Source organism: Nitrincola nitratireducens (assembly GCF_000585235.1).
GTDB lineage: Bacteria > Pseudomonadota > Gammaproteobacteria > Pseudomonadales > Balneatricaceae > Nitrincola > Nitrincola alkalisediminis.
Window position 1 is genome coordinate 1 of sequence record NZ_AONB01000022.1, and the last position, 18,778, is coordinate 18,778.

The window sequence follows — 18,778 nt, forward strand, 5'->3', positions numbered from 1 at the left end:
TGAGTTTCGCACAGGGCGTCTTGCCCAGCGTGATTATGACTTCACCAAGCCTTCGGATCGCATGGAAACCTTTGATAAAGCCATGATGGACGTGCCGGGTGTTGAGCGTTTCGAGCAGTTTACTTATCCGGGCCGTTACAAGAGCAAACTCTTGGGCGAACCACTGATTCGCCTGCGCACCGAGCATAACGAAGCCCTGCATGATCAAGTCTTTGGCAAAAGCCACTGCCGCAGTTTTCGCAGTGGCCATCAGTTTGAATTGGTGCGCCATGATGACGCTGCCCAAGAACTCGACACCTACTTACTGGTCAGCGTTCAGCACCGAGCTGAAGATTACAGTTACACCAGTCGCGATGAAGAAAGTCGCGGCTACGAAAACGAATTCGTCTGCATGCCCGCTTCGCGTGTCTACCGCCCACCACTTAAAACCGGCTGGCCAAAAATGCTCGGCCCACAACATGCCAAGGTGGTCGGCCCTGAGGGCGAAGAGATTTACACCGATGAGTATGGCCGTGTCAAAATCCAGTTTCCTTGGGACCGTTACGGTCAAAACAACGAAAACAGTTCCTGCTGGGTGCGTGTCAGTCATCAATGGGCCGGTAAAAACTGGGGCTCAATCTACATCCCGCGCATAGGCCAAGAAGTCATCGTCGACTTTTACGATGGTAACCCGGATCGTCCGATCATTACCGGGCGAGTGTACAATGCTGAGCAGATGCCGCCGAACAGCCTGCCTGCCAATAAAACCCGCTCTACTATTCGCAGTAAAACCCATAAGGGGAAGGGGTTTAATGAGTTTTCGTTTGAGGATAGCGCGGGTAATGAAGAAATCTATCTTCATGCCCAAAAAGACCATAATACAGTGATTCTCAACGATGAAATGCATCAGATCGGACACAATCGGTCTAAATCTGTTGGCAATGATCAAACCGAGAGTATCGAAAACAATAAGACCATACATGTTGGAAATGATCATCAGGAATCCATCGGACAGGATGCACATTACTCAATAGGGCGTGATGTTCACTACTCTGTGGGCCGTACCCAGCACGAACAGTATGCTAAAGATCGTATTGAAAATGTTGGAAATATCTTAAAACAAGGCATTCATGGCGATCATTTATATCAAGCAGGACGCAATTTTGATGGTCAGGTTTCCGGTGCTTATAAGCTTGATGTCGGCAGTAAAATCACAACGAATACAGGCGTGCATCATTTGATGGCGTTTGAGAGGTTTATTATTTCTGGGCCCGCTGGCAGGATTATTCTTGATGGCTCAGGTATCACATTAGAAGCGCCCAATATTCGCCTTAAGGGGGCTGTATCCATGGGGGGAAGTGGTGGCTCTCAAGTTCCTACGTTGAACTTAGCTGCAAATGAAGTTCAACCGATATGTGAAGAATGTGAAGAGAAGAAGGATTAAGTTATGCCAGCGATAGCACGGGTTGGGGATTCACATATTTGTCCTAGAAAAGGGCACGGTAGGGGAGTCATAGTGAGTGGTGGTTCTGCAATTGTTGAAGGCAGCCCTGTGGCGCGTGTCGGAGATAGAGCCTCTTGCGGTTGCGTGATTGTTCAGGGGGCGGCCCATGCATTAGATGATGGCAAGCCCATCGCCTATGTTGGTTGCCGAACATCGGGTGGCGGACAAATTACGTCGGGAGCTTCTCAAAGTGAGGTTTAATTGACATTGGTAGCAGATCTGACGGTAAAGGAATGCGTGTTATGAGCTATCTTGCTTGGGTTGGTCAATGTTTCGTAAAAACCGTAACCCCCGATGGGCAAAACCAATGTGTTGTTTTAGTTGCGATTTGGGCGAAAGACCTTGAGGATTACACAGAGGTCGCGCGCGAATCTCTGCTAAACAAAGGTTACATTCTTTACTCCGTAGAGAATGCGATGCCTGCGATTCAATGGCTTGCCCAGCGGGGTGTAAACTCTGCTGCGATTGCGCTGGCTCGGCAAATCTCATCGGAGCATCCAGTCGAAATCGGCGAATTTAAAGAATATGTGCCGAACCCTGATGATTTTGACGTTGATGATTGGCTTACACAACACCTGTTGAGCGATATCAGTCCGCTCGGTTTGCAAGAAGGCGTACTGGATAAACTCAGTGTGCCAGAATCTCTGCGCCCTTATCTCTTTGCAGAAATGGAGGCTTCTTTCATAGACATTATGCAATATTCTAAAGATGAGCAGATACCGCCAATGCGAACCTATGCAATATTAGATGCAGCGCGCGTGCCTTTACTCCTAGATCGCTTAGAAAGTTCTGATTTAGACTATCAATGTCTGTTTAAAGGTGATGCCGAGCAGAGTTTAAAATCGGCAGCACCCTATCTGGTCGAATTGCGTGAAGATAACCGATTCACACGTCAGTTGTTTAGTGTCACAGGGATGGCTTCCGATCTATGGGATAAGTACCCAGGCGTATATGTTCGTTCACGCGCCTTGATTGATGAATTAGCCAATCACTTTAGGCGCTTTACTAAGGTAAAAAACGAGGAAGGAAAATGGCTTTTTTTCCGCTTTTGGGAAAGTAATTTCTTTTTAATAGTATTAATGCATGTATCGGCTGCTAAGGGGCTTGCATTGATGCCTCCTAATCTAATTTCTTCAATGCTATGCATTTCGATGGATCGTATCGATTTTGTTACCACTCAGCCTATCGAAGGGATGCCAAAAATGGGCTGCGAATTGACGTTTGATCGAAGGTTAATTGACCCATTGAATCGTCGTAGCACAGAGCTTTTTGTTTTCCGGCTACGGCAGCAGTTCGTCGAACAGGAAGGAATGTCTGTTGAACTGTTTGAGTCCGTCATGAGTTCCATAGAGAAGCATCAATTTCAAGATCGGAATACAATTCGACAACTCTTGAGCCTTTGCTTATCTGAAAATGACAACCTGCTTGATCGCGATGAACTTGCTGATGAGCTAGAGCAAAGCTGTATCATGCCTGACTCTACACGCTTGAACCGATTGGTGAATGTTGCGAGCCTAAAGCTGTCCAGTGATACAACGTAAAATAAGTCGATTAATTAAATGTTCATCCTGTCATAGGGCAATCGTTAAAGAAATCGCGTCATCAATCAAATGTAGTTTTGCAAGAAAAAGCAGGGAAGGTCAGAGGATATGTCATCAAACAGTATCGCTCGTTGCGACTCAAGGGAAATCATTCCCATTTATCCATGTCGTTACGTTATTTCAGACGATATATTGTTGGAAGATACGGAAAAATTACCCCAAATATTGACTCGGCCAGCGGGTATTACTCAAGCTCCCCACCATCAGTTGGCCTCTATGCGCCAAGGGTATCTGTATATCTACGGTAATCTAAGCATTGATGGGCGTGGTGTTACAGATAAAGGATATTGGTTAGTTTTTCGTTATCAAACCCGAGCAGATGATTGCAATTCGCCAAACGAAACAACGGCCTGTGCAAAAACATTTCAGTATTATCAATTTACCTGGAGAGATGGAACAGCCCGAGGCCGTTGGGACGCTCAACTCATGGAAGCGGAGCCGTTTGCCTATGTTAATACCTGTGCAATTAATACGTACATTGCCTACAGCGAGGAACGCTGGCCAGCATTTATGTTCGAAACTCTAGAGCGTGATGAAACCTGGCGTAACAAGGTGATGCAGTCCATTGATTTGCATGGCGAAGATCCGCACACGATGTCGTTTGACCAATTGGCCAACATCGAGGACTTTAAACATATTAAACCAGAAGAGCGGGAAGCCAACGTCCTGCGTCACACCCCCATTGGCGACTTGGACATTACGCCCTTTGAACGTATGAAAGACACCCATCAAGAGCGTTATTCCCGAGCCCGTATTGTTGCTATTGAGGATACTCTCGGGGAAGCAAAAGACCTGCTGCGTTTAGCTGAGGTCCTTGAAGCGAATATTCAAGCCTACGAAACTACCCATTACTATGCTCTAAGTACCGCGAAGGCAATCGCAGCCGTTCCATATTTTGAAAAAGATGTTGAGCGTCGCTACCGTAAGCGAGGTATTTTTCTTTGGGAAAACGTGACCTATGCGGCTCGCAATATAGTCAGTTCGGACCCTTTCAACCGTGCCGCCGATGAGCAGCGACATCGTTTTGCGAAGTTCGGGCCCAGTGAGCGCGAAAAATCTCAAAAGAAAATCATCGAACTCTGGTCGGCGTTAGACGTAACCAATCGTCCGCGCTGGCATGATGAGGTCCGGCTCGCGTTAAAAGGTGCGAAAGAGGAGGGCTGTGAAAAGTGCATTGGGTTTGTTGCCAGTGAACTCGGCCATTATGTCTCCGGAATCAAGCTCAACTCACAAGCACCTGCAACCGTGTTGGACAAACTAAAAGACAATAGTGAAGAAGATTCGATTTGGGCGAATTTACTTTCAACCTTTGTTGGTGTGGCTTCCGAAATGGTCGAGAGTATTCGTGATGCACAGGTGCTGGAGCGCATGAACAGGCTGTTTTTTGAGCTGCACACTGAAATTGCTACCACGTTTTACGAAGGCAATAGCCGTATCATTGTTCGTGAGATGGAGACCCTATCAGGCGTAGTTAGACGTACACAAAAGATATCAACGGGTGATTTATCAAACGTTGCTGCCCAGCACTATGAAGTCTTTTTACGTGGACATATGTCCAATATTTTTGAGCAACCCGTATCTGCGCAAACGGGTTCCGGTATGTCAAACGCCAGTGTCAAGCAAAGCATGTCACAGCATTTAACGCTGGACTATGTGGCCTACGAACATGTGAGAGACATGAGCAAAGGTAACCTCAGTTTGGGATTGTCGGGAATGTCTTTGGTGTTTGCAATGTATGGAGCGTTTGATACGGTTCAGAAATGGCATCAAGCCAATAATTTCAGGGCTCGCTCCAAACTGAGCGCTTTAGCAAATTTACCCGCAGTACAGCTGAGTGTTGCCTTGAGTGGTGTCGTTGCTGCAGCAAGCGCTCTGTACGCATCACCCGCCCTTATTCGTTTGGTTTCTGATTCGGGGCGGCTAAGTGTACGTTTGGCAGCAAACTTACCCGGGGCTAGAGTTGTCATTCCCGAGCGTCCAACGGTTGGTGTGTCTAGTGGGGATATGTCACGTCGTGCTTTTATAGCTTCAGTAACAGGAAGTGTCGCTCTTGCTGCTGGTTTGTTAATTTCTATCGCGCAAGGTTATGAGGGCTATAAGCGTTCGGATTATGCCTTGATGACCGGGCATGCACTGCAGGCAATTGGCAGTATTATGATGTCCTCGGGACTAATCGGTGGATTTCTTTCAGGCTCTAGTTTTTTCGCACTAGCAATAATTGGTTCTAAACTGTCTATCGCGGCACTCCCCTTGGCCATTATCGGCGGTGTTTTACTCGCGTTTGGTATTCTATTTGCTTCTGTTAGGCGCTCAGAGTTAGAACAATGGGTCTATGAGGGGTTTTGGGGGAGTAGTGATCAGTATTGGGGGGATAGACGTGCTGATGGATTTGATGAGCAGATTGAAAGATCAATTAAACTAATGAATTTAGAATCTATACATAAATCAGAGGGAAATGAGCTGAGTACTTTCTTTTTCCATGAGATGCGGACCTTTGAGCAGGCTATCTGGTATATCGAGGTCGAGAATATTAAATATCGGGATGGGTATTTAAAAATATACTTCCCAGGGTTAACGGACCCCGATGCAGTAAGGCAGTTGTCCATCAGGGTTGAACGATCACAAGGCTTATTCCTTTCTTCTTGGGAGGATACAGCTGATCCACGAAGAGTCGGAGGGGGGCGCATAACGGCAGAATGGATGGGGCCGGGAGTTGCGGCGCTCAACCTGTCTTCGTATGCAAATCAGCCGAGACTACGCTTGGGTATTCGCTATGAGCGGATTCTCCCTAATGGAGACAAACAGGGTTTTAGCATGGTTGAGCCTTTAATAATCGAAGACCCAAAACAGCTTTAATAACGAATAGGATTTTCAGATGCAATTACCCCCTTTACGACTTATCCCCAATCCAACGGAAAACCCAGATGTGATTGAAGCCATGAACTTATCCATTACACGGATAGATGAGGATGTGATAGAGGTGCCTTCGATGACATCTATGGGGTTAAATACATGGTTTAAGCTAATCTTTTTTGCCATTATGTTAGGAAGTGCCCCAGCCTATGATCCGGGGTGGTTTTCAAAGGATGGAGAGCCGGGGGTTGCCTACGAGGCAATTCATTATATGTTTTTTTGGGAGGAAGCTTTTCACTCATCTTTTAAACGATATGAAGACCGTGATAATCCTGGATTTACAAACACAGGGAGGACTTATGAGGAGTTTAAAGCTGGAATGTTAGAACGCCACGGGCGTGGCATTGTGGCTGGCATTGCCTGCATAAGCTTGATAGTCTTGCCTTGGATCTTGTTAAATCTGGCCGTTGGCAATCCCTATCGAATCGATCGTAAACGGCGCATTATTTATACTTGGATCAGGGGGAGTTTTGTTTGTATCCAATTACCTGAAGGAACAGATGACCCTTTGCAAGTCGTAGAGGCGCATATTCCCATGCGCAATGATATACGTGATCCCTACAATATGAATGGCCCTTTGAATATTTGGCTGCCCATCCCAAGGTACCAAAAAATGGAGGTCTAAGTTTAGGTGCAAACTGTGCTATTGTTCGATCGCTCGTGAAATACCAAGCCTATTATTTACGCGACTTTATTAACGATTTTATTGCCAACCCAAATGCGCAATGGGTCGATCAGTTAGGGCCAAAGCGCAAGCCAAAGTATGTAAACTATCTTGATTATGTTCAGTTTCACTTCGCTCGCCTACAGTTTTTACCCCAGTTTCCATTCAAAAAGCGTAAGACGGAAGCGGCGATAGAAGCATTTATGAAAAATCCACGTACGGAGCTTTACCCGGATTATTTGCCCTATGCATGACAGTGACTCAGTGGTATTTGTATCTTGTCATCAGATGATATTAAACCGGTGGCAATTCAGATCTGACCGATGTCATCGGAAAGTCGCATGGCCGCATGGCCTCTAACCGACAGGAACTGCCGCTGGGTTAATAAGACCGACTTAGAACAACAGGTGTATAAACAAAAATGGATTTTCAGATGCAATTACCCCCTTTACGACTTATCCCCAATCCAACTGAAAACCCAGATGTGATTGAAGCCATGAACTTATCGATTACACGGGTAGATGAGGATGTGATTGAGGTGCCGTCGATGACATCTATGGGGTTAAATACATGGTTTAAGCTAATCTTTTTTGCGCTTATGTTAGGAGGTGCCCCAGCCTATGATCCGGGGTGGTTTTCAAAGGATGGGGAGCCAGGGGTTGCGTATAAGGCAATTCATAAGATGCTTTATCGAGAAGAATATATAATTGTAGCTTTTAATGCAGCGGAAGATCCAGCTAATTTGGGGTACACCCGCACAGGGAGAACTTACGAAGAGTTTAAATCTATTCAATTAAAAGGTCACGGCCGTGGCATTGTGGCTGGCATTGCCTGCATAAGCTATATTGTCTTGCCTTGGATCTTGTTAAATCTGGCCGTTGGCAATCCCTATCGGATCGATCGTAAACGGCGCATTATATATACCTGGATTAGGGGGAGTTTTGTTTGTATCCAGTTACCGGAAGGAACAGATGACCCCTTGCAGGTGGTAGAAGCGCATATTCCCATGCGCAATGACATACGTGATCCCTATAATATGAATGGCCCTTTGAATATTTGGCTGCCCATCCCAAGGTATCAAAAAAATGGAGGTCTAAGTTTAGGTGCAAACTGTGCTATTGTTCGATCGCTCGTGAAATACCAAGCCTACTATTTACGCGACTTTATTAACGATTTTATTGCCAACCCAAATGCACAATGGGTTGACCAGTTAGGGCCAAAGCGCAAGCCAAAGTATGTAGACTATCAAGATTATTTCTTTTTTAACTTCGCTCGCCTGCAGTTTTTACCCCAGTTTCCATTTAAAAAGCGTAAGACGGAAGCGGCGATAGAGGCATTTATGAAAAATCCACGTACGGAGCTTTATCCGGATTATTTGCCCTATGCGTGATACTGACTCAGTGGTATTTGTATCTTGTCATCAGATGATATTAAATCGGTGGCAATTCAGATCTGACCGATGTCATCGGAAAGTCGCATGGCCACATGGCCTCTAAGCGACAGGAACTGCCGCTGGGTTAATAAGACCGACTTAGAACAACAGATGTATAAACAAAAATGGATTTTCAGATGCAATTACCCCCTTTACGACTTATCCCCAATCCAACGGAAAACCCAGATGTGATTGAAGCCATGAACTTATCCATTACACGGATAGATGAGGATGTGATAGAGGTGCCTTCGATGACCTCTATGGGGTTAAATACATGGTTTAAGCTAATCTTTTTTGCCATTATGTTAGGAAGTGCTCCAGCCTATGATCCGGGGTGGTTTTCAAAGGATGGGGAGCCAGGGGTTGCGTATAAGGCAATTCATAAGATGTTATACCGTGAGTCATATATTATCTCAACTTTTGAGTTTTATGAAGACTCCGACAATCCTGGCTTTCTACGTGATGGAACGCCTTATGATCAATTCAAAATCGAGCAGTTGGATTTTCACGGCCGTGGCATTGTGGCTGGTATTGTTTGCATAAGCTTGATAGTCCTGCCTTGGATCTTGTTAAATCTGGCCGTTGGCAATCCCTATCGAATCGATCGTAAACGGCGCATTATATATACGTGGATTAGGGGGAGTTTTGTTTGTATCCAGTTGCCGGAAGGAACAGATGACCCTTTGCAAGTCGTAGAAGCGCATATTCCCATGCGTAATGACATACGTGATCCCTACAATATGAATGGCCCTTTGAATCTTTGGCTACCCATCCCAAGGTATCAAAAAAATGGTGTGCTCAGCTTAGGTGCAAACTGTGCTATTGTTCGATCGCTCGTGAAATACCAAGCCTACTATTTACGCGACTTTATTAACGATTTTATTGCCAACCAAATGCGCAATGGGTCGATCAGTTAGGGCCAAAGCGCAAGCCAAAGTATGTAAATTATCTCGATTATGTTCAGTTTCACTTCGCTCGCCTGCAGTTTTTACCCCAGTTTCCATTTAAAAAGCGTAAGACGGAAGCGGCGATAGAGGCATTTATGAAAAATCCACGTACGGAGCTTTATCCGGATTATTTGCCCTATGCGTGATACTGACATTTTCATTAAAAATGTCATAAGTAGATCGACTGAAATGCCTTCCACCTCTGGATCTTCGGCACGTTTGCCAGACACTACTGGTAAGAAGGTTAGTAAAACAGCTCTACTGCAAAAGCCTCAACCGCACTAAGCTTATAGGTTGACAACTCACGCTTACTTATGTGATTTTTGTATTTGGTTATAGCATTAACATGGAAGCAATATCATATGGACATAAAGCGCCTCATTTTCGCGTCATCTAGCTTGTGATCTCAGCACACAACGCTTCTTCGCCATTAAGATTGGTTTCTTTTCATACTCAGCGTTTCACTATTTTCCCATGATGCCTTTACTTGGTTTCTGTCGCGCATCCCGTGAGGGGGAGCTGTTCGAGCTTATTGCCGCTGTCCAGTGCTCGGGTGCTCATGAGTTCGAGGAGCAAGTAAGAGCGGACGTTGCGCTTGATGGCTATTGGCTGCATTGGGCTTCTAAGATTTTACCAGCGGATGTTTAGATAAAAGAGTATCCCGAAGAGTGGGGGGAGGTTCTATTTCAAAGCATTCAGGCAGGCTGTCCCGTGGTGTTAGGCCCGATCCAGCGCATTTCTGTTAAGCCTGAAGTCTTTCTTGACAGATTGAAGATAAAGCGAATGCAAGGGATTGAGCCGCTTGATGCTCAGTTTGGGCAAGAGCCTAAAAAAACGTTACCTGATGAGCTTCATACTGACTTTTTTGGTGAGGTGTCGCTTCCAATAAATCCAGGTTTTGAGCATCAGCCCGCGTTTGATTCAAAGGCGGCCCGACGTTTAACCAAGGAGTGGTTGTTTGAAATGGTAGAAGAGCAGCTATGAGGTTGGAATATCATTTGATCAATGCTCGTTGAGCAAGACAATATTTAATCCCCCAATATTCACTTAACCGTGAATGGCCTCAACTAAATCAAAAAATCAGGTTTTTTAGCAACTTAGATGCAAGTTAACGTAACTTTACAATTCATTAACGCTAACGTTGTTGACAACGATTATCATTAATAGTAACTTTCTGCTTATTAAGTGCTTGTTTTTCTGTGTGGATTTATTTCTAACCAAAAAATCACTCATATGTGAGTGGCGAGAAGACTCTTGGGCTGAGTCGTTATTGCCTTTTCTGCGCTTGATCAGTGCTAAGTCCAGCACCCTTCCAGTCTCGAAGGTTAAGCTTTCTTGTTTTAGTCAAAATGAGTGGCGGTATTGAGCTGTGTTGCGAAGTGCAGAATGTTGCTGAGTTGAGCGGGTTTAAATATTTCATTACATCTTTGGAGTGATAAACGTGAAAAGTAAATGGGTGCTTGGGGTCTGTCTTGTTAGTGGATTGGCATTTAATTCACATGCACAACCCGTTGATATTGAAGTGACCATCCCAGCAATTGCCGGACCGATGTATTACCGTCCTTATGTTGCAATTTGGGTGGAAAATGATCAGGAAGAAACGGTCAGAACCATTGAAGTATGGCGCAAAGAGCCTGATTGGTTAAAAGACATGCGTCGTTGGTGGCGAAAAGCTGGTCGCTATGATCAGGGTGAGTTGGATGCCGTGACAGGCGCGACTAAACGCCCAGGCACCTACACCGTCACATGGGATGGGGTAGATCAAAAAGGCCAACCTGTTCCTGCAGGCACTTACTACATTAATGTTGAGGCGGCACGTGAGCACGGAAATCGCAGTTGGGTCAGAGGCGCGGTTGAGTTAGGGGTTGCCAATCAACGTATAGTCATTGATCCGACTGAAGAGTTGGGCGAAATTATTCTTTCTACAGGAGACGCTAAGTGAGTAAAGCAAAAAAACTATTGGGTGCCGCTGTGTTGTCAGCGGGTCTACTTGCAGGGCATGCGGCTGCTCACCCTATGTGGATGCTGCCAAGCGAATTTAATTTGTCTACTGATGAAGGGCATTGGATTACAGTGGATGCCACGGCATCTCACGGTGTTTTCAGCTTCGACAAGCCCATCGGTGTCGATAATGTTGCTATTTACCGCCCAGGTGGTGAGCGTGAGCGCGTTGGGCCTTATTTTAAAGGTCAGCGTCGTAGCGTCTTTGATGTTCAGCTGAATGAGCAGGGTACGTATAAAGTCGAGTTAGTCACTCCGATTCGTTATATGACAAGCTATGTGGTAGGCGGTCGTGATACGGCGCGTCGCATCATGGGGAATAAATTAGAGATAGCCTCCCAGCTGCCTGAAGATGCACGCGATGTACGTACCACTATGGTTCAAAACATTATTCAATTTTATGTCACTCAAAAAGCACCAACACGAACCGTTCTTGAGCCAACAGGGCAGGGTTTTGAGCTTAATGCGATTACTCACCCAAGTGATATTGTCATCGGTGAAGAGGCAAACTTTAAGTTTACCTTCAATGGTGAGCCTGTAGCGGATCTGGATGTTGAGGTAGTTCCAGGTGGCACTGCATGGCGTTCGTCTCGCATGCAAATGGACCTTAAAACAGACAGTGAAGGTGTTTTGCGCTTCACGCCTGAGAAGACAGGACCTCACTTGCTCAGTACAAATATGCGTCGCTCCATTGAGAGTCCCTTGGCGGATCAGGCAGGCGTGACTTACATGCTTTCGTTTGAAGTGATACCTGAATAGTTTTGGGTGGTTTAATGCTAAGTAAATATTGTTTTGCGGCGGTGTTGGCTGTCTGTTCGGTGAATGTATGGGCACACTACCCGTACATTGATTGTCAGAAAACAACGCAGGGTGTTGAGTGTGAAATTGGTTTTAGTGATGGCAGTGATGCGATCGGTAGCGAAGTCGTTATGTATACCTATGACGATGACGTAATTGCTCGTGCAAAAGCGGATCAATTCTCAAAGGTCCACTTTGACTGGTCTGATGAGGAATTCTACATTCAGTTTGATGCAGGTCACGAAGACCCTGCAGAGTATGATTATGCTGAATTCTAGTCACAACACGTCCCGCAACGAAGCCTTAGGCTTCGATGCGGGTGCTTCCTCTGAGTTCATTGAAACTGTTCGCCCAGATGATGGTCGTCTTGAAACCCTGTGGGTTTGGCTTTTTATTGCGGCTGTTTTAGTCATCGGGGCGATAGGTATTTCGATACGAACAGAGCCTCATGTCCATATGCCGAGTGTTCAACTTAACCCGCTTGAACAACAATTACTGACGGAGTTATCCATAGCGATTCAAGAAATTGAATTTGTTACGGGGAATACAGGTGATTGGCCTGATATTGATCAGCTGATGATGGCACAAATTCCTCCGTTTACGCATCAATCTCAAACTTGGCGAACGATTGAAAAAGGCTGCTACTTGCTTGTTGAAGCCACTGGTATGCATGGCCACTTTCTACTGGACTTAAATGAAGAAGCGCGGATTTTATTTCATGAAAGTCCGATTCCCATGATTAGTGAATGCCATGATGTTTCAGATTGGCACCGTTTGGATACTCTCAAATGAAATGGTTAGTTGTTGTTTTCAGTGTTTTATTGTCGACAAGCAGTGCATGGGCAAAGCCCTTGGTTGTGGGGATTACCTTGCACCCTTATTACAGTTATGTCAGCCAGATAGTCGGCGATAAGGCCGAAATACTGCCCTTGATTTCCAGTGGCTTTAATCCGCATAGCTATGAGCTACAGCCTTCTGATTTGAAACGCTTACTGGAAATGGATGTGCTGGTTTTAAATGGGATAGGGCATGATGAATTTGCATCGCATGCATTAGAGGGTTTAGATCTACCGAACCTGCATGTCGTATATGCGAATAAAGACTTGCCACTTTTGTCCTCTGGACGAGGAAGTAACACCTATAACCCGCATACCTTTGTTTCAATAGATGCGGCTATACGTCAAATATATACAATTGCCGCTGAGTTGGGGCGGCTTGATCCCGAAAATGCAGCGTATTTTCAAGCCAACGCATTGCGCTATGCCCGAGAGTTGAGAGGCCTAAAAAATCGCTATCAGGCCAGTATTATGGATCTTGATTTAACCGGGGTTCGAATCGCAAGTACGCATAATGCGTATGGATATTTTTTGCAAGAGTTTGGTATAGGTGTTGATACCGTGATTGAACCCGCTCATGGTGTCGAGCCAAATGCAAGCCAATTGCAAAATACCATTGATCGAATCAAAGCGGCCAACATTCAGGTTTTATTCACTGAGTTGAATATGGAAAATCGTTACGTTGACGTTATAGAGCAAGCAACGGGTATTGGTATTTTTCACTTCTCGCACATGACACACGGGGAATATGATGCTGAACTGGTTATGCGCGAAATGGAGCATAATTTACAAACCCTAGTGTTGGCACTCACCAAAGCCGCAGGGGGCTAAGATGTCCGTTACACTTCAGCTCAAAGAGATGTCCCTTTCGCTAAATGATGTCGAGATACTACAACCTATTTCGGCAACCCTGCAGGCGGGTCGTTTGCATGCAATCACTGGGCCGAATGGGGCTGGTAAGTCATCTTTCCTCAAGTGTTTGCTGGGGTTAATGCCGCATAAAGGTCAAATTAAACGTCATTGGCCAGATAAAAATAAGGGTGTGGCGTATGTGCCTCAGCAACTTGCTTTTGAGCCATCCTTACCGATTACGATAGACGAGTATTTGACCACGACATTAACGTCCAGAGCGCTTTTTTTTAAGCGCGCATCGAACATTCGTGCGCAGGTTGAAGGTTTGCTGGAGCGGGTAGGGTTGGAAGGAAAAAAACACCTTAGGCTTGGGCAATTGTCGGGCGGAGAGCGCCAGCGATTAATGTTTGCCCAAGCACTGGGTCAAAAGAGACATTTGTGGTGTGTCGATGAACCAATGACAGGGCTAGATGTCACGGCTCAAGCATTAATTACTCAGGAACTTCTCGCCTTGAGGACTGAAGGCGTTACGCTATTAGTTGTGCATCATGATCCCGATTGGGTTTCAGACTATGCAGATGAGGTGTGGTCAATTAATGGCGGCTTGGCGGGTCATCAAGTGAACTTACATGCCATGAGTACGGTGAGACGTAAAACATCCAACGTGATGCGCTGTGATCAAGAGGAAGTTGCGTAATGGAGTTTATTCGTCAATGGGTGTTTGGCCTCTATGAAATCGGCGTGCTTCCGTCGATGTTTCAATATGCTTTTTTAACCAACGCGTTGGTTGCGGGTTTACTAATAGGACCTCTATTAGGTGCGCTCGGGCCCTTGGTGATTGTAAAGCGCCTAGCTTTTTTTTCTGAGGCGGTTGGGCATGGCGCATTAACGGGGGTGGCGTTAGGGATTTTGTTGGGTGAGCCTGCAACCCAGCCCTTCGTTGCACTTTTCTGCTTCTGCATTCTGTTCGCCATGTTATTGCATTGGATTAAGAGTCGAACTGACATTCCTTATGACGCACTGGTGGGTGTGTTTTTATCCTTTGCAATTGCATTAGGCGCGGCTTTGATTCTCTATGTTGCCAAAAAAGTCAATGTCCATATTTTGGAAAATGTTCTTTTCGGTTCTATTTTAACCGTTAAAGATATGGATATTTGGGTGTTGTTGCTCATCACGGCCGTTTCAGCTGTGCTTATTATCAAGGGGGCTAACCGGGCTCTGTTGGCCAGTCTTTCCCCTGATCTCGCGCGTGTCAGAGGTGTGAATATACGTTTGTACGACTATATTTTTATTTTGCTGATTGCTTTAGTGACCGTGGCCTCGGTGAAGGTGGTCGGGGCAATTCTTGTGGGGGCGCTCTTGCTTATTCCGGCGACGTCGGCGCGAATGATCAGTCGTAATGGTCGAGAGTTTTTTGCCTATTCCGTTTTGTTTTCAACCCTGAGTTGTATTTTGGGTATTTTGCTGCCGATGGCTGGAGCCTTACCCATTCCATCCGGTGCTGCCATTGTCATGATTGCATCGCTAGGTTTTGTCTTATCGTTAATTATTCGTCGTTGGAGAGTGATTCAATGAAGTGTGTAAAACACGTCTGTATTGGGGTGTTGTTGTCTAGTATTGCGGCTGTTTCTCAGTCCGCGTCTGTCGTGACTGTCGCCCCTATTACGTTTGCTCTAAGTGAGTCATTGCTGCAATCGACGGATATAGAAACTCTGTACTTGCCGCCCGAACGCTTACCGATGAACCGAATTGCTGGTTGGCTTGCACGTGCCGATCAAGCGAGTTTGCCTGTGGCGGATGCCGTATTGACGATTGAGTCGGTTGTGCCGACATTGAGTCTCTATCCTGTATTGCGCCAATCTTCAATTCGAACAATCCCAATAGATGCTGCTTACGAATTGTCACCGGGGGGGGCTAAAGTTAGTTTGCGTCCTGAGGCAGATGAAGACTTCTTTTGGCTAGACAGCAATAACTTAACCGTAATGGTCAATATCTCGGCGCGAGATTTAAGTCGTGTGTGGCCGGAGTCGGCTGGAAGTATTGAAGAGCAGCGTCGGAAGTTGCAACGTGAAATTCAAAAAATGACATTGGCCGTCGATCAATTACTGTTAGAGCAGGATGTGTCTAGGTTGGCTGTCACAGATGATCGGTTGCTGCCCTTGGCGATGTCTCTGAGTTTGCCGATTGTAGAGCGTGATGAGGCCGATTTAGTGTTGAGTTTATCTCATCAGGAATCTGACCATCAGATGATTTGGGTCGTTGATCCCTTAATTCGCAAAACAGATGGGTTAGAAGGGTGGTTAAACGATCAGCTAGCGTCCTTGCAAAAAGCAATACGATAATTGTCGATCATTTCTTGATGAATTAGCGGATGATAGCCGTGCTTTAATCGGTAAACTGCGTTTATAATAGTGGTTTATTGTTCAGTGCGGTTGTTTCCCGCCCGTTAATTTAGCCTTCATAAGTTGCCTATATGACCAAGAATGACGCTCCTAAGTCCACCAATTTTATTCATCAGATCATTGAGCAAGACTTACAGCAAAATCTGAATGACGGTAAAGTCGTGACCCGTTTTCCGCCTGAGCCAAATGGCTACTTGCACATAGGACACGCTAAATCAATTTGTTTAAACTTTGGCACGGCGCTTAAGTATGGTGGTGAGTGCAATCTGCGTTTTGATGACACCAACCCCGAAAAAGAAAGCCAAGAGTATATCGACTCCATTATACGTGATGTCCGTTGGCTGGGGTTCGAGTGGGCTGGAGAGGTTAAATATACCTCTGATTATTTTCAGCAACTCTATGATTGGGCCGTTCATTTGATCAAAGAGGGTAAAGCCTATGTTGATCACTTGAATGCTGCCGAAATGCGCGAATACCGTGGCAGCTTGACCGAACCCGGTCGTAACAGCCTTATCGTGATCGTAGTGCTGACGAAAACCTAGCCCTTTTTGAGCAAATGAAAAAAGGCGAGCTAGAAGAGGGTATCTGTTCATTGCGTCTTAAAATTGATATGGCATCCCCCAATATTAATCTTCGAGACCCTGTTATTTACCGTATTCGCCATGCGCATCACCATCAAACAGGCAATGACTGGTGTATTTATCCGTCTTACGACTTTGCACATGGTCAATCGGATGCACTTGAAGGGATTACGCATTCTATTTGTACCCTAGAGTTCGAAGATCATCGTCCTTTGTACGATTGGTTGATAGAAAATTTACCTGTCCCAGTTGTTCCGCGTCAGTATGAGTTTGCACGCTTGAATCTGAACTATACCATCACCAGTAAGCGTAAGCTGAAGCAACTGGTGGATGAAAAGCATGTAACGAACTGGGACGATCCACGCATGCCAACGATTTCGGGCTTGCGTCGCCGTGGGTACACGCCTGCTGCGATTCGTCAGTTCTGTGACATGATCGGCGTGACTCGTTCAAATGGCACCGTGGATATGGCGATGTTGGAGTCTGCGATTCGTGATGACCTCGATGCAAACGCACCACGCGCCATGTGTGTTACCCGTCCTTTAAAAGTCACCTTAGTCAACTATGAAGAAGGTAAAGAGGAGTGGTTTGAACTACCTGCTCATCCAAAAGATGAGTCAATGGGGGTTCGCAGCGTTTCGTTTGGTCGTCATTTACTGATAGAGCAAGAAGACTTTGAAGAAGTTGCACCGCGCAAATGGAAGCGACTTGCCGCTGGTGAGGCTGTGCGTTTACGTGGGGCCTATGTGATTCGTTGCGAAGAAGTGATTAAAAATGCGGAAGGCGAAATTGTTGAGCTGAAGTGCAGTTACGATCCCGCAACGAAAGGTGCAAATCCAGAAGGGTACAAAGCCAATGGTGTTATTCATTGGGTGAATGCGGAGCGCTCTGTTCCCTGTGAAGTACGCCTGTACGATCGGTTGTTCACCGAAGCCAATCCCGAAGCCGATAAAGACAAAAGCTTTTTGGAGTTTATGAATCCTGAGTCTTTAGTTGTGCTAACGGATGCACGTGCGGAGCCTGGGCTTAAAGATCAAGCGGTGGAAACCAATTATCAGTTTGAGCGTTTGGGTTACTTTGTCGTTGATCCTGACTCAACTGATGAAAAAATGGTGTTTAATCGCACGGTTACGCTTCGCGACTCATGGGCGAAAGTTCAAAATAACGGATGAGTTGTTTTGTGAAAGTGGTGATGCTGTCAGTGCTGGTAACGCTGTTACTGGCCTGCAGTGTACCCAGTAAAGAAAGTGTTGTATTAGCGGATCGATTAGAGGCGCCAGACTCTTCAGCGTTTTCAATACTGGACTCAAGCCGTGATGATCCAGACCGATCCGATTTGCTAGATCCAGAGGATCTGGATCAGGTGTTTGAGACGATTGCTGAAGCCAGTTATTCTCCTCTGCCCAATAGACTCAACGCTGAGCCGATTGCCACTCTAGCCACTGAGCTGAATGAAACATCAGGACTTGCATTTCATCAAGGCACATGGTGGACGATGAATGACAGTGGCAATAGTGCAGCCCTCTATGAAGTTTCCCAGCAAGATGGCACTGTTCTCCGTAGAGTTCACCCGTTAAATAGCGAAAACCGAGATTGGGAAGCGCTGGCACAAGATGATCGGCATTTGTATATTGCGGATTGTGGCAATAATCGTGGTGATCGGCACTCTTTCCAGATTTACTCTGTTCCTTGGTCGGATTTACTTCAATCGAAGCATCGCGGCGTTGTCTCCTCTGCTCAAATGGACATCAGGCTGTCCGATACACGTCCGGAATCTAAGCTTCACGCACACAATAATGACTGCGAAGCCCTCGCGCATGTCGATGGTCAGCTTTGGTTGTTTACCAAAAATTGGAAAGATCAAGCAACGCGCTTGTATCGAGTGGATACGCGTAAATCTAAACAGTCACTAACGGCGAGTGCAACCTATCCCGTTAAAGGGTTGATAACGGCAGCGGACTTTGATCCAGAGTCAAGACGTTTGGCTCTGCTTGGTTATCGAATTGGATTTTTATCGGTGTCTTCCTTTATCTGGATTTTGCCCGTGCCTGAAGAGGGGCAATTGCCGGATTGGGACAATGCCAGCTATCACCGTTTAGACCCCGCCGGGCAGTGGGAGGCGATTCTTTGGCACCAGGGTGATCTTTGGTTGACGCGGGAACGCAGTGTTCTGGGTAGTGCTCAACTCGCTAAAATAACCTTGCCGTAAGGGATCTGGGTTTTTGGTATTTAATTAGTCTATAATCTACAGCCGTTTGGTATAAAGTA

Annotated in this window: 19 protein-coding genes and 1 pseudogene; all 20 read left to right on the plus strand. The window is 45.9% G+C overall.

Annotation, left to right across the window (positions count from 1 at the left end; all coding sequences use genetic code 11):
• Positions 1 to 1,423: type VI secretion system Vgr family protein (locus tag D791_RS15525; RefSeq protein WP_051514610.1), on the plus strand; the 1,423-nt coding region annotated here is incomplete at its 5' end.
• 3 nt (positions 1,424 to 1,426) lie between these two features.
• On the plus strand, positions 1,427 to 1,684 hold the full coding sequence (locus D791_RS15530; protein WP_036513591.1) for a PAAR domain-containing protein: 258 nt from the start codon (positions 1,427 to 1,429) through the stop codon (positions 1,682 to 1,684).
• A gap of 41 nt (positions 1,685 to 1,725) precedes the next feature.
• Positions 1,726 to 3,024, plus strand: a complete 1,299-nt coding sequence (locus tag D791_RS19250) for a DUF4123 domain-containing protein (protein WP_051514612.1) — start codon at positions 1,726 to 1,728, stop codon at positions 3,022 to 3,024.
• A 108-nt stretch (positions 3,025 to 3,132) separates the two neighbouring features.
• Entirely contained in the window at positions 3,133 to 5,940 is a 2,808-nt protein-coding gene (locus D791_RS15540) for a toxin VasX (RefSeq protein WP_036513593.1), read from the plus strand.
• 19 nt (positions 5,941 to 5,959) lie between these two features.
• Positions 5,960 to 6,622, plus strand: coding sequence for a hypothetical protein (locus D791_RS15545; protein ID WP_036513595.1), 663 nt, complete (start codon positions 5,960 to 5,962; stop codon positions 6,620 to 6,622).
• Positions 6,623 to 6,657: 35 nt separating this feature from the next.
• Positions 6,658 to 6,915 (plus strand): hypothetical protein, encoded by a 258-nt coding sequence (locus tag D791_RS15550; protein WP_036513597.1) that lies wholly within the window; start codon positions 6,658 to 6,660, stop codon positions 6,913 to 6,915.
• Between the two features lie 179 nt (positions 6,916 to 7,094).
• Entirely contained in the window at positions 7,095 to 8,051 is a 957-nt protein-coding gene (locus tag D791_RS15555; protein ID WP_157682406.1) for a hypothetical protein, read from the plus strand.
• Positions 8,052 to 8,230: 179 nt separating this feature from the next.
• Entirely contained in the window at positions 8,231 to 9,010 is a 780-nt protein-coding gene (locus D791_RS15560; RefSeq protein ID WP_036513601.1) for a hypothetical protein, read from the plus strand.
• Positions 9,011 to 9,514: 504 nt separating this feature from the next.
• Positions 9,515 to 9,688 (plus strand): hypothetical protein, encoded by a 174-nt coding sequence (locus tag D791_RS20095; protein WP_157682407.1) that lies wholly within the window; start codon positions 9,515 to 9,517, stop codon positions 9,686 to 9,688.
• A 135-nt stretch (positions 9,689 to 9,823) separates the two neighbouring features.
• Positions 9,824 to 10,024 (plus strand): hypothetical protein, encoded by a 201-nt coding sequence (locus D791_RS15565; RefSeq protein ID WP_157682408.1) that lies wholly within the window; start codon positions 9,824 to 9,826, stop codon positions 10,022 to 10,024.
• Positions 10,025 to 10,481: 457 nt separating this feature from the next.
• The gene (locus tag D791_RS15570; RefSeq protein WP_036513606.1) at positions 10,482 to 10,982 is read left to right on the plus strand and encodes a DUF2271 domain-containing protein; all 501 of its coding nucleotides are present in this window, start codon (positions 10,482 to 10,484) and stop codon (positions 10,980 to 10,982) included.
• The gene (locus tag D791_RS15575) at positions 10,979 to 11,800 is read left to right on the plus strand and encodes a DUF4198 domain-containing protein (RefSeq protein ID WP_036513608.1); all 822 of its coding nucleotides are present in this window, start codon (positions 10,979 to 10,981) and stop codon (positions 11,798 to 11,800) included. The genes D791_RS15570 and D791_RS15575 overlap by 4 nt, the downstream gene beginning before the upstream one ends.
• 14 nt (positions 11,801 to 11,814) lie before the next feature.
• A complete protein-coding gene (locus D791_RS15580; RefSeq protein ID WP_036513610.1) occupies positions 11,815 to 12,117 on the plus strand; it encodes a hypothetical protein in 303 nt (100 codons plus the stop codon).
• Positions 12,104 to 12,631 carry a DUF6162 family protein gene (locus D791_RS15585; protein WP_036513612.1) on the plus strand — a complete coding sequence of 176 codons (528 nt, stop codon included), beginning with the start codon at positions 12,104 to 12,106 and terminating at the stop codon, positions 12,629 to 12,631. Before D791_RS15580 ends, D791_RS15585 begins: the two co-directional genes overlap by 14 nt.
• Entirely contained in the window at positions 12,628 to 13,506 is an 879-nt protein-coding gene (locus tag D791_RS15590) for a metal ABC transporter solute-binding protein, Zn/Mn family (RefSeq protein ID WP_036513614.1), read from the plus strand. Before D791_RS15585 ends, D791_RS15590 begins: the two co-directional genes overlap by 4 nt.
• Before the next feature lies 1 nt (position 13,507).
• Positions 13,508 to 14,224 (plus strand): metal ABC transporter ATP-binding protein, encoded by a 717-nt coding sequence (locus D791_RS15595; RefSeq protein ID WP_051514613.1) that lies wholly within the window; start codon positions 13,508 to 13,510, stop codon positions 14,222 to 14,224.
• A complete protein-coding gene (locus D791_RS15600; protein ID WP_036513616.1) occupies positions 14,224 to 15,102 on the plus strand; it encodes a metal ABC transporter permease in 879 nt (292 codons plus the stop codon). The genes D791_RS15595 and D791_RS15600 overlap by 1 nt, the downstream gene beginning before the upstream one ends.
• The gene (locus tag D791_RS15605; RefSeq protein WP_036513619.1) at positions 15,099 to 15,869 is read left to right on the plus strand and encodes a hypothetical protein; all 771 of its coding nucleotides are present in this window, start codon (positions 15,099 to 15,101) and stop codon (positions 15,867 to 15,869) included. Before D791_RS15600 ends, D791_RS15605 begins: the two co-directional genes overlap by 4 nt.
• 131 nt (positions 15,870 to 16,000) lie before the next feature.
• A pseudogene (locus tag D791_RS15610) lies at positions 16,001 to 17,682 on the plus strand (glutamine--tRNA ligase/YqeY domain fusion protein).
• Positions 17,683 to 17,690: 8 nt separating this feature from the next.
• Positions 17,691 to 18,719 (plus strand): hypothetical protein, encoded by a 1,029-nt coding sequence (locus D791_RS15615; RefSeq protein WP_051514614.1) that lies wholly within the window; start codon positions 17,691 to 17,693, stop codon positions 18,717 to 18,719.
• Positions 18,720 to 18,778: the final 59 nt, after the last annotated feature.

Bases quoted from the DNA above. Each gene is read 5' to 3' on its own strand.
- D791_RS15530 (WP_036513591.1), top strand. From the start codon at position 1,427: ATGCCAGCGATAGCACGGGTTGGGGATTCACATATTTGTCCTAGAAAA.
- D791_RS19250 (WP_051514612.1), top strand. From the start codon at position 1,726: ATGAGCTATCTTGCTTGGGTTGGTCAATGTTTCGTAAAAACCGTAACC.
- D791_RS15540 (WP_036513593.1), top strand. From the start codon at position 3,133: ATGTCATCAAACAGTATCGCTCGTTGCGACTCAAGGGAAATCATTCCC.
- D791_RS15545 (WP_036513595.1), top strand. From the start codon at position 5,960: ATGCAATTACCCCCTTTACGACTTATCCCCAATCCAACGGAAAACCCA.
- D791_RS15555 (WP_157682406.1), top strand. From the start codon at position 7,095: ATGCAATTACCCCCTTTACGACTTATCCCCAATCCAACTGAAAACCCA.
- D791_RS15560 (WP_036513601.1), top strand. From the start codon at position 8,231: ATGCAATTACCCCCTTTACGACTTATCCCCAATCCAACGGAAAACCCA.
- D791_RS20095 (WP_157682407.1), top strand. From the start codon at position 9,515: ATGATGCCTTTACTTGGTTTCTGTCGCGCATCCCGTGAGGGGGAGCTG.
- D791_RS15565 (WP_157682408.1), top strand. From the start codon at position 9,824: ATGCAAGGGATTGAGCCGCTTGATGCTCAGTTTGGGCAAGAGCCTAAA.
- D791_RS15580 (WP_036513610.1), top strand. From the start codon at position 11,815: ATGCTAAGTAAATATTGTTTTGCGGCGGTGTTGGCTGTCTGTTCGGTG.
- D791_RS15585 (WP_036513612.1), top strand. From the start codon at position 12,104: ATGCTGAATTCTAGTCACAACACGTCCCGCAACGAAGCCTTAGGCTTC.
- D791_RS15590 (WP_036513614.1), top strand. From the start codon at position 12,628: ATGAAATGGTTAGTTGTTGTTTTCAGTGTTTTATTGTCGACAAGCAGT.
- D791_RS15595 (WP_051514613.1), top strand. From the start codon at position 13,508: ATGTCCGTTACACTTCAGCTCAAAGAGATGTCCCTTTCGCTAAATGAT.
- D791_RS15600 (WP_036513616.1), top strand. From the start codon at position 14,224: ATGGAGTTTATTCGTCAATGGGTGTTTGGCCTCTATGAAATCGGCGTG.
- D791_RS15605 (WP_036513619.1), top strand. From the start codon at position 15,099: ATGAAGTGTGTAAAACACGTCTGTATTGGGGTGTTGTTGTCTAGTATT.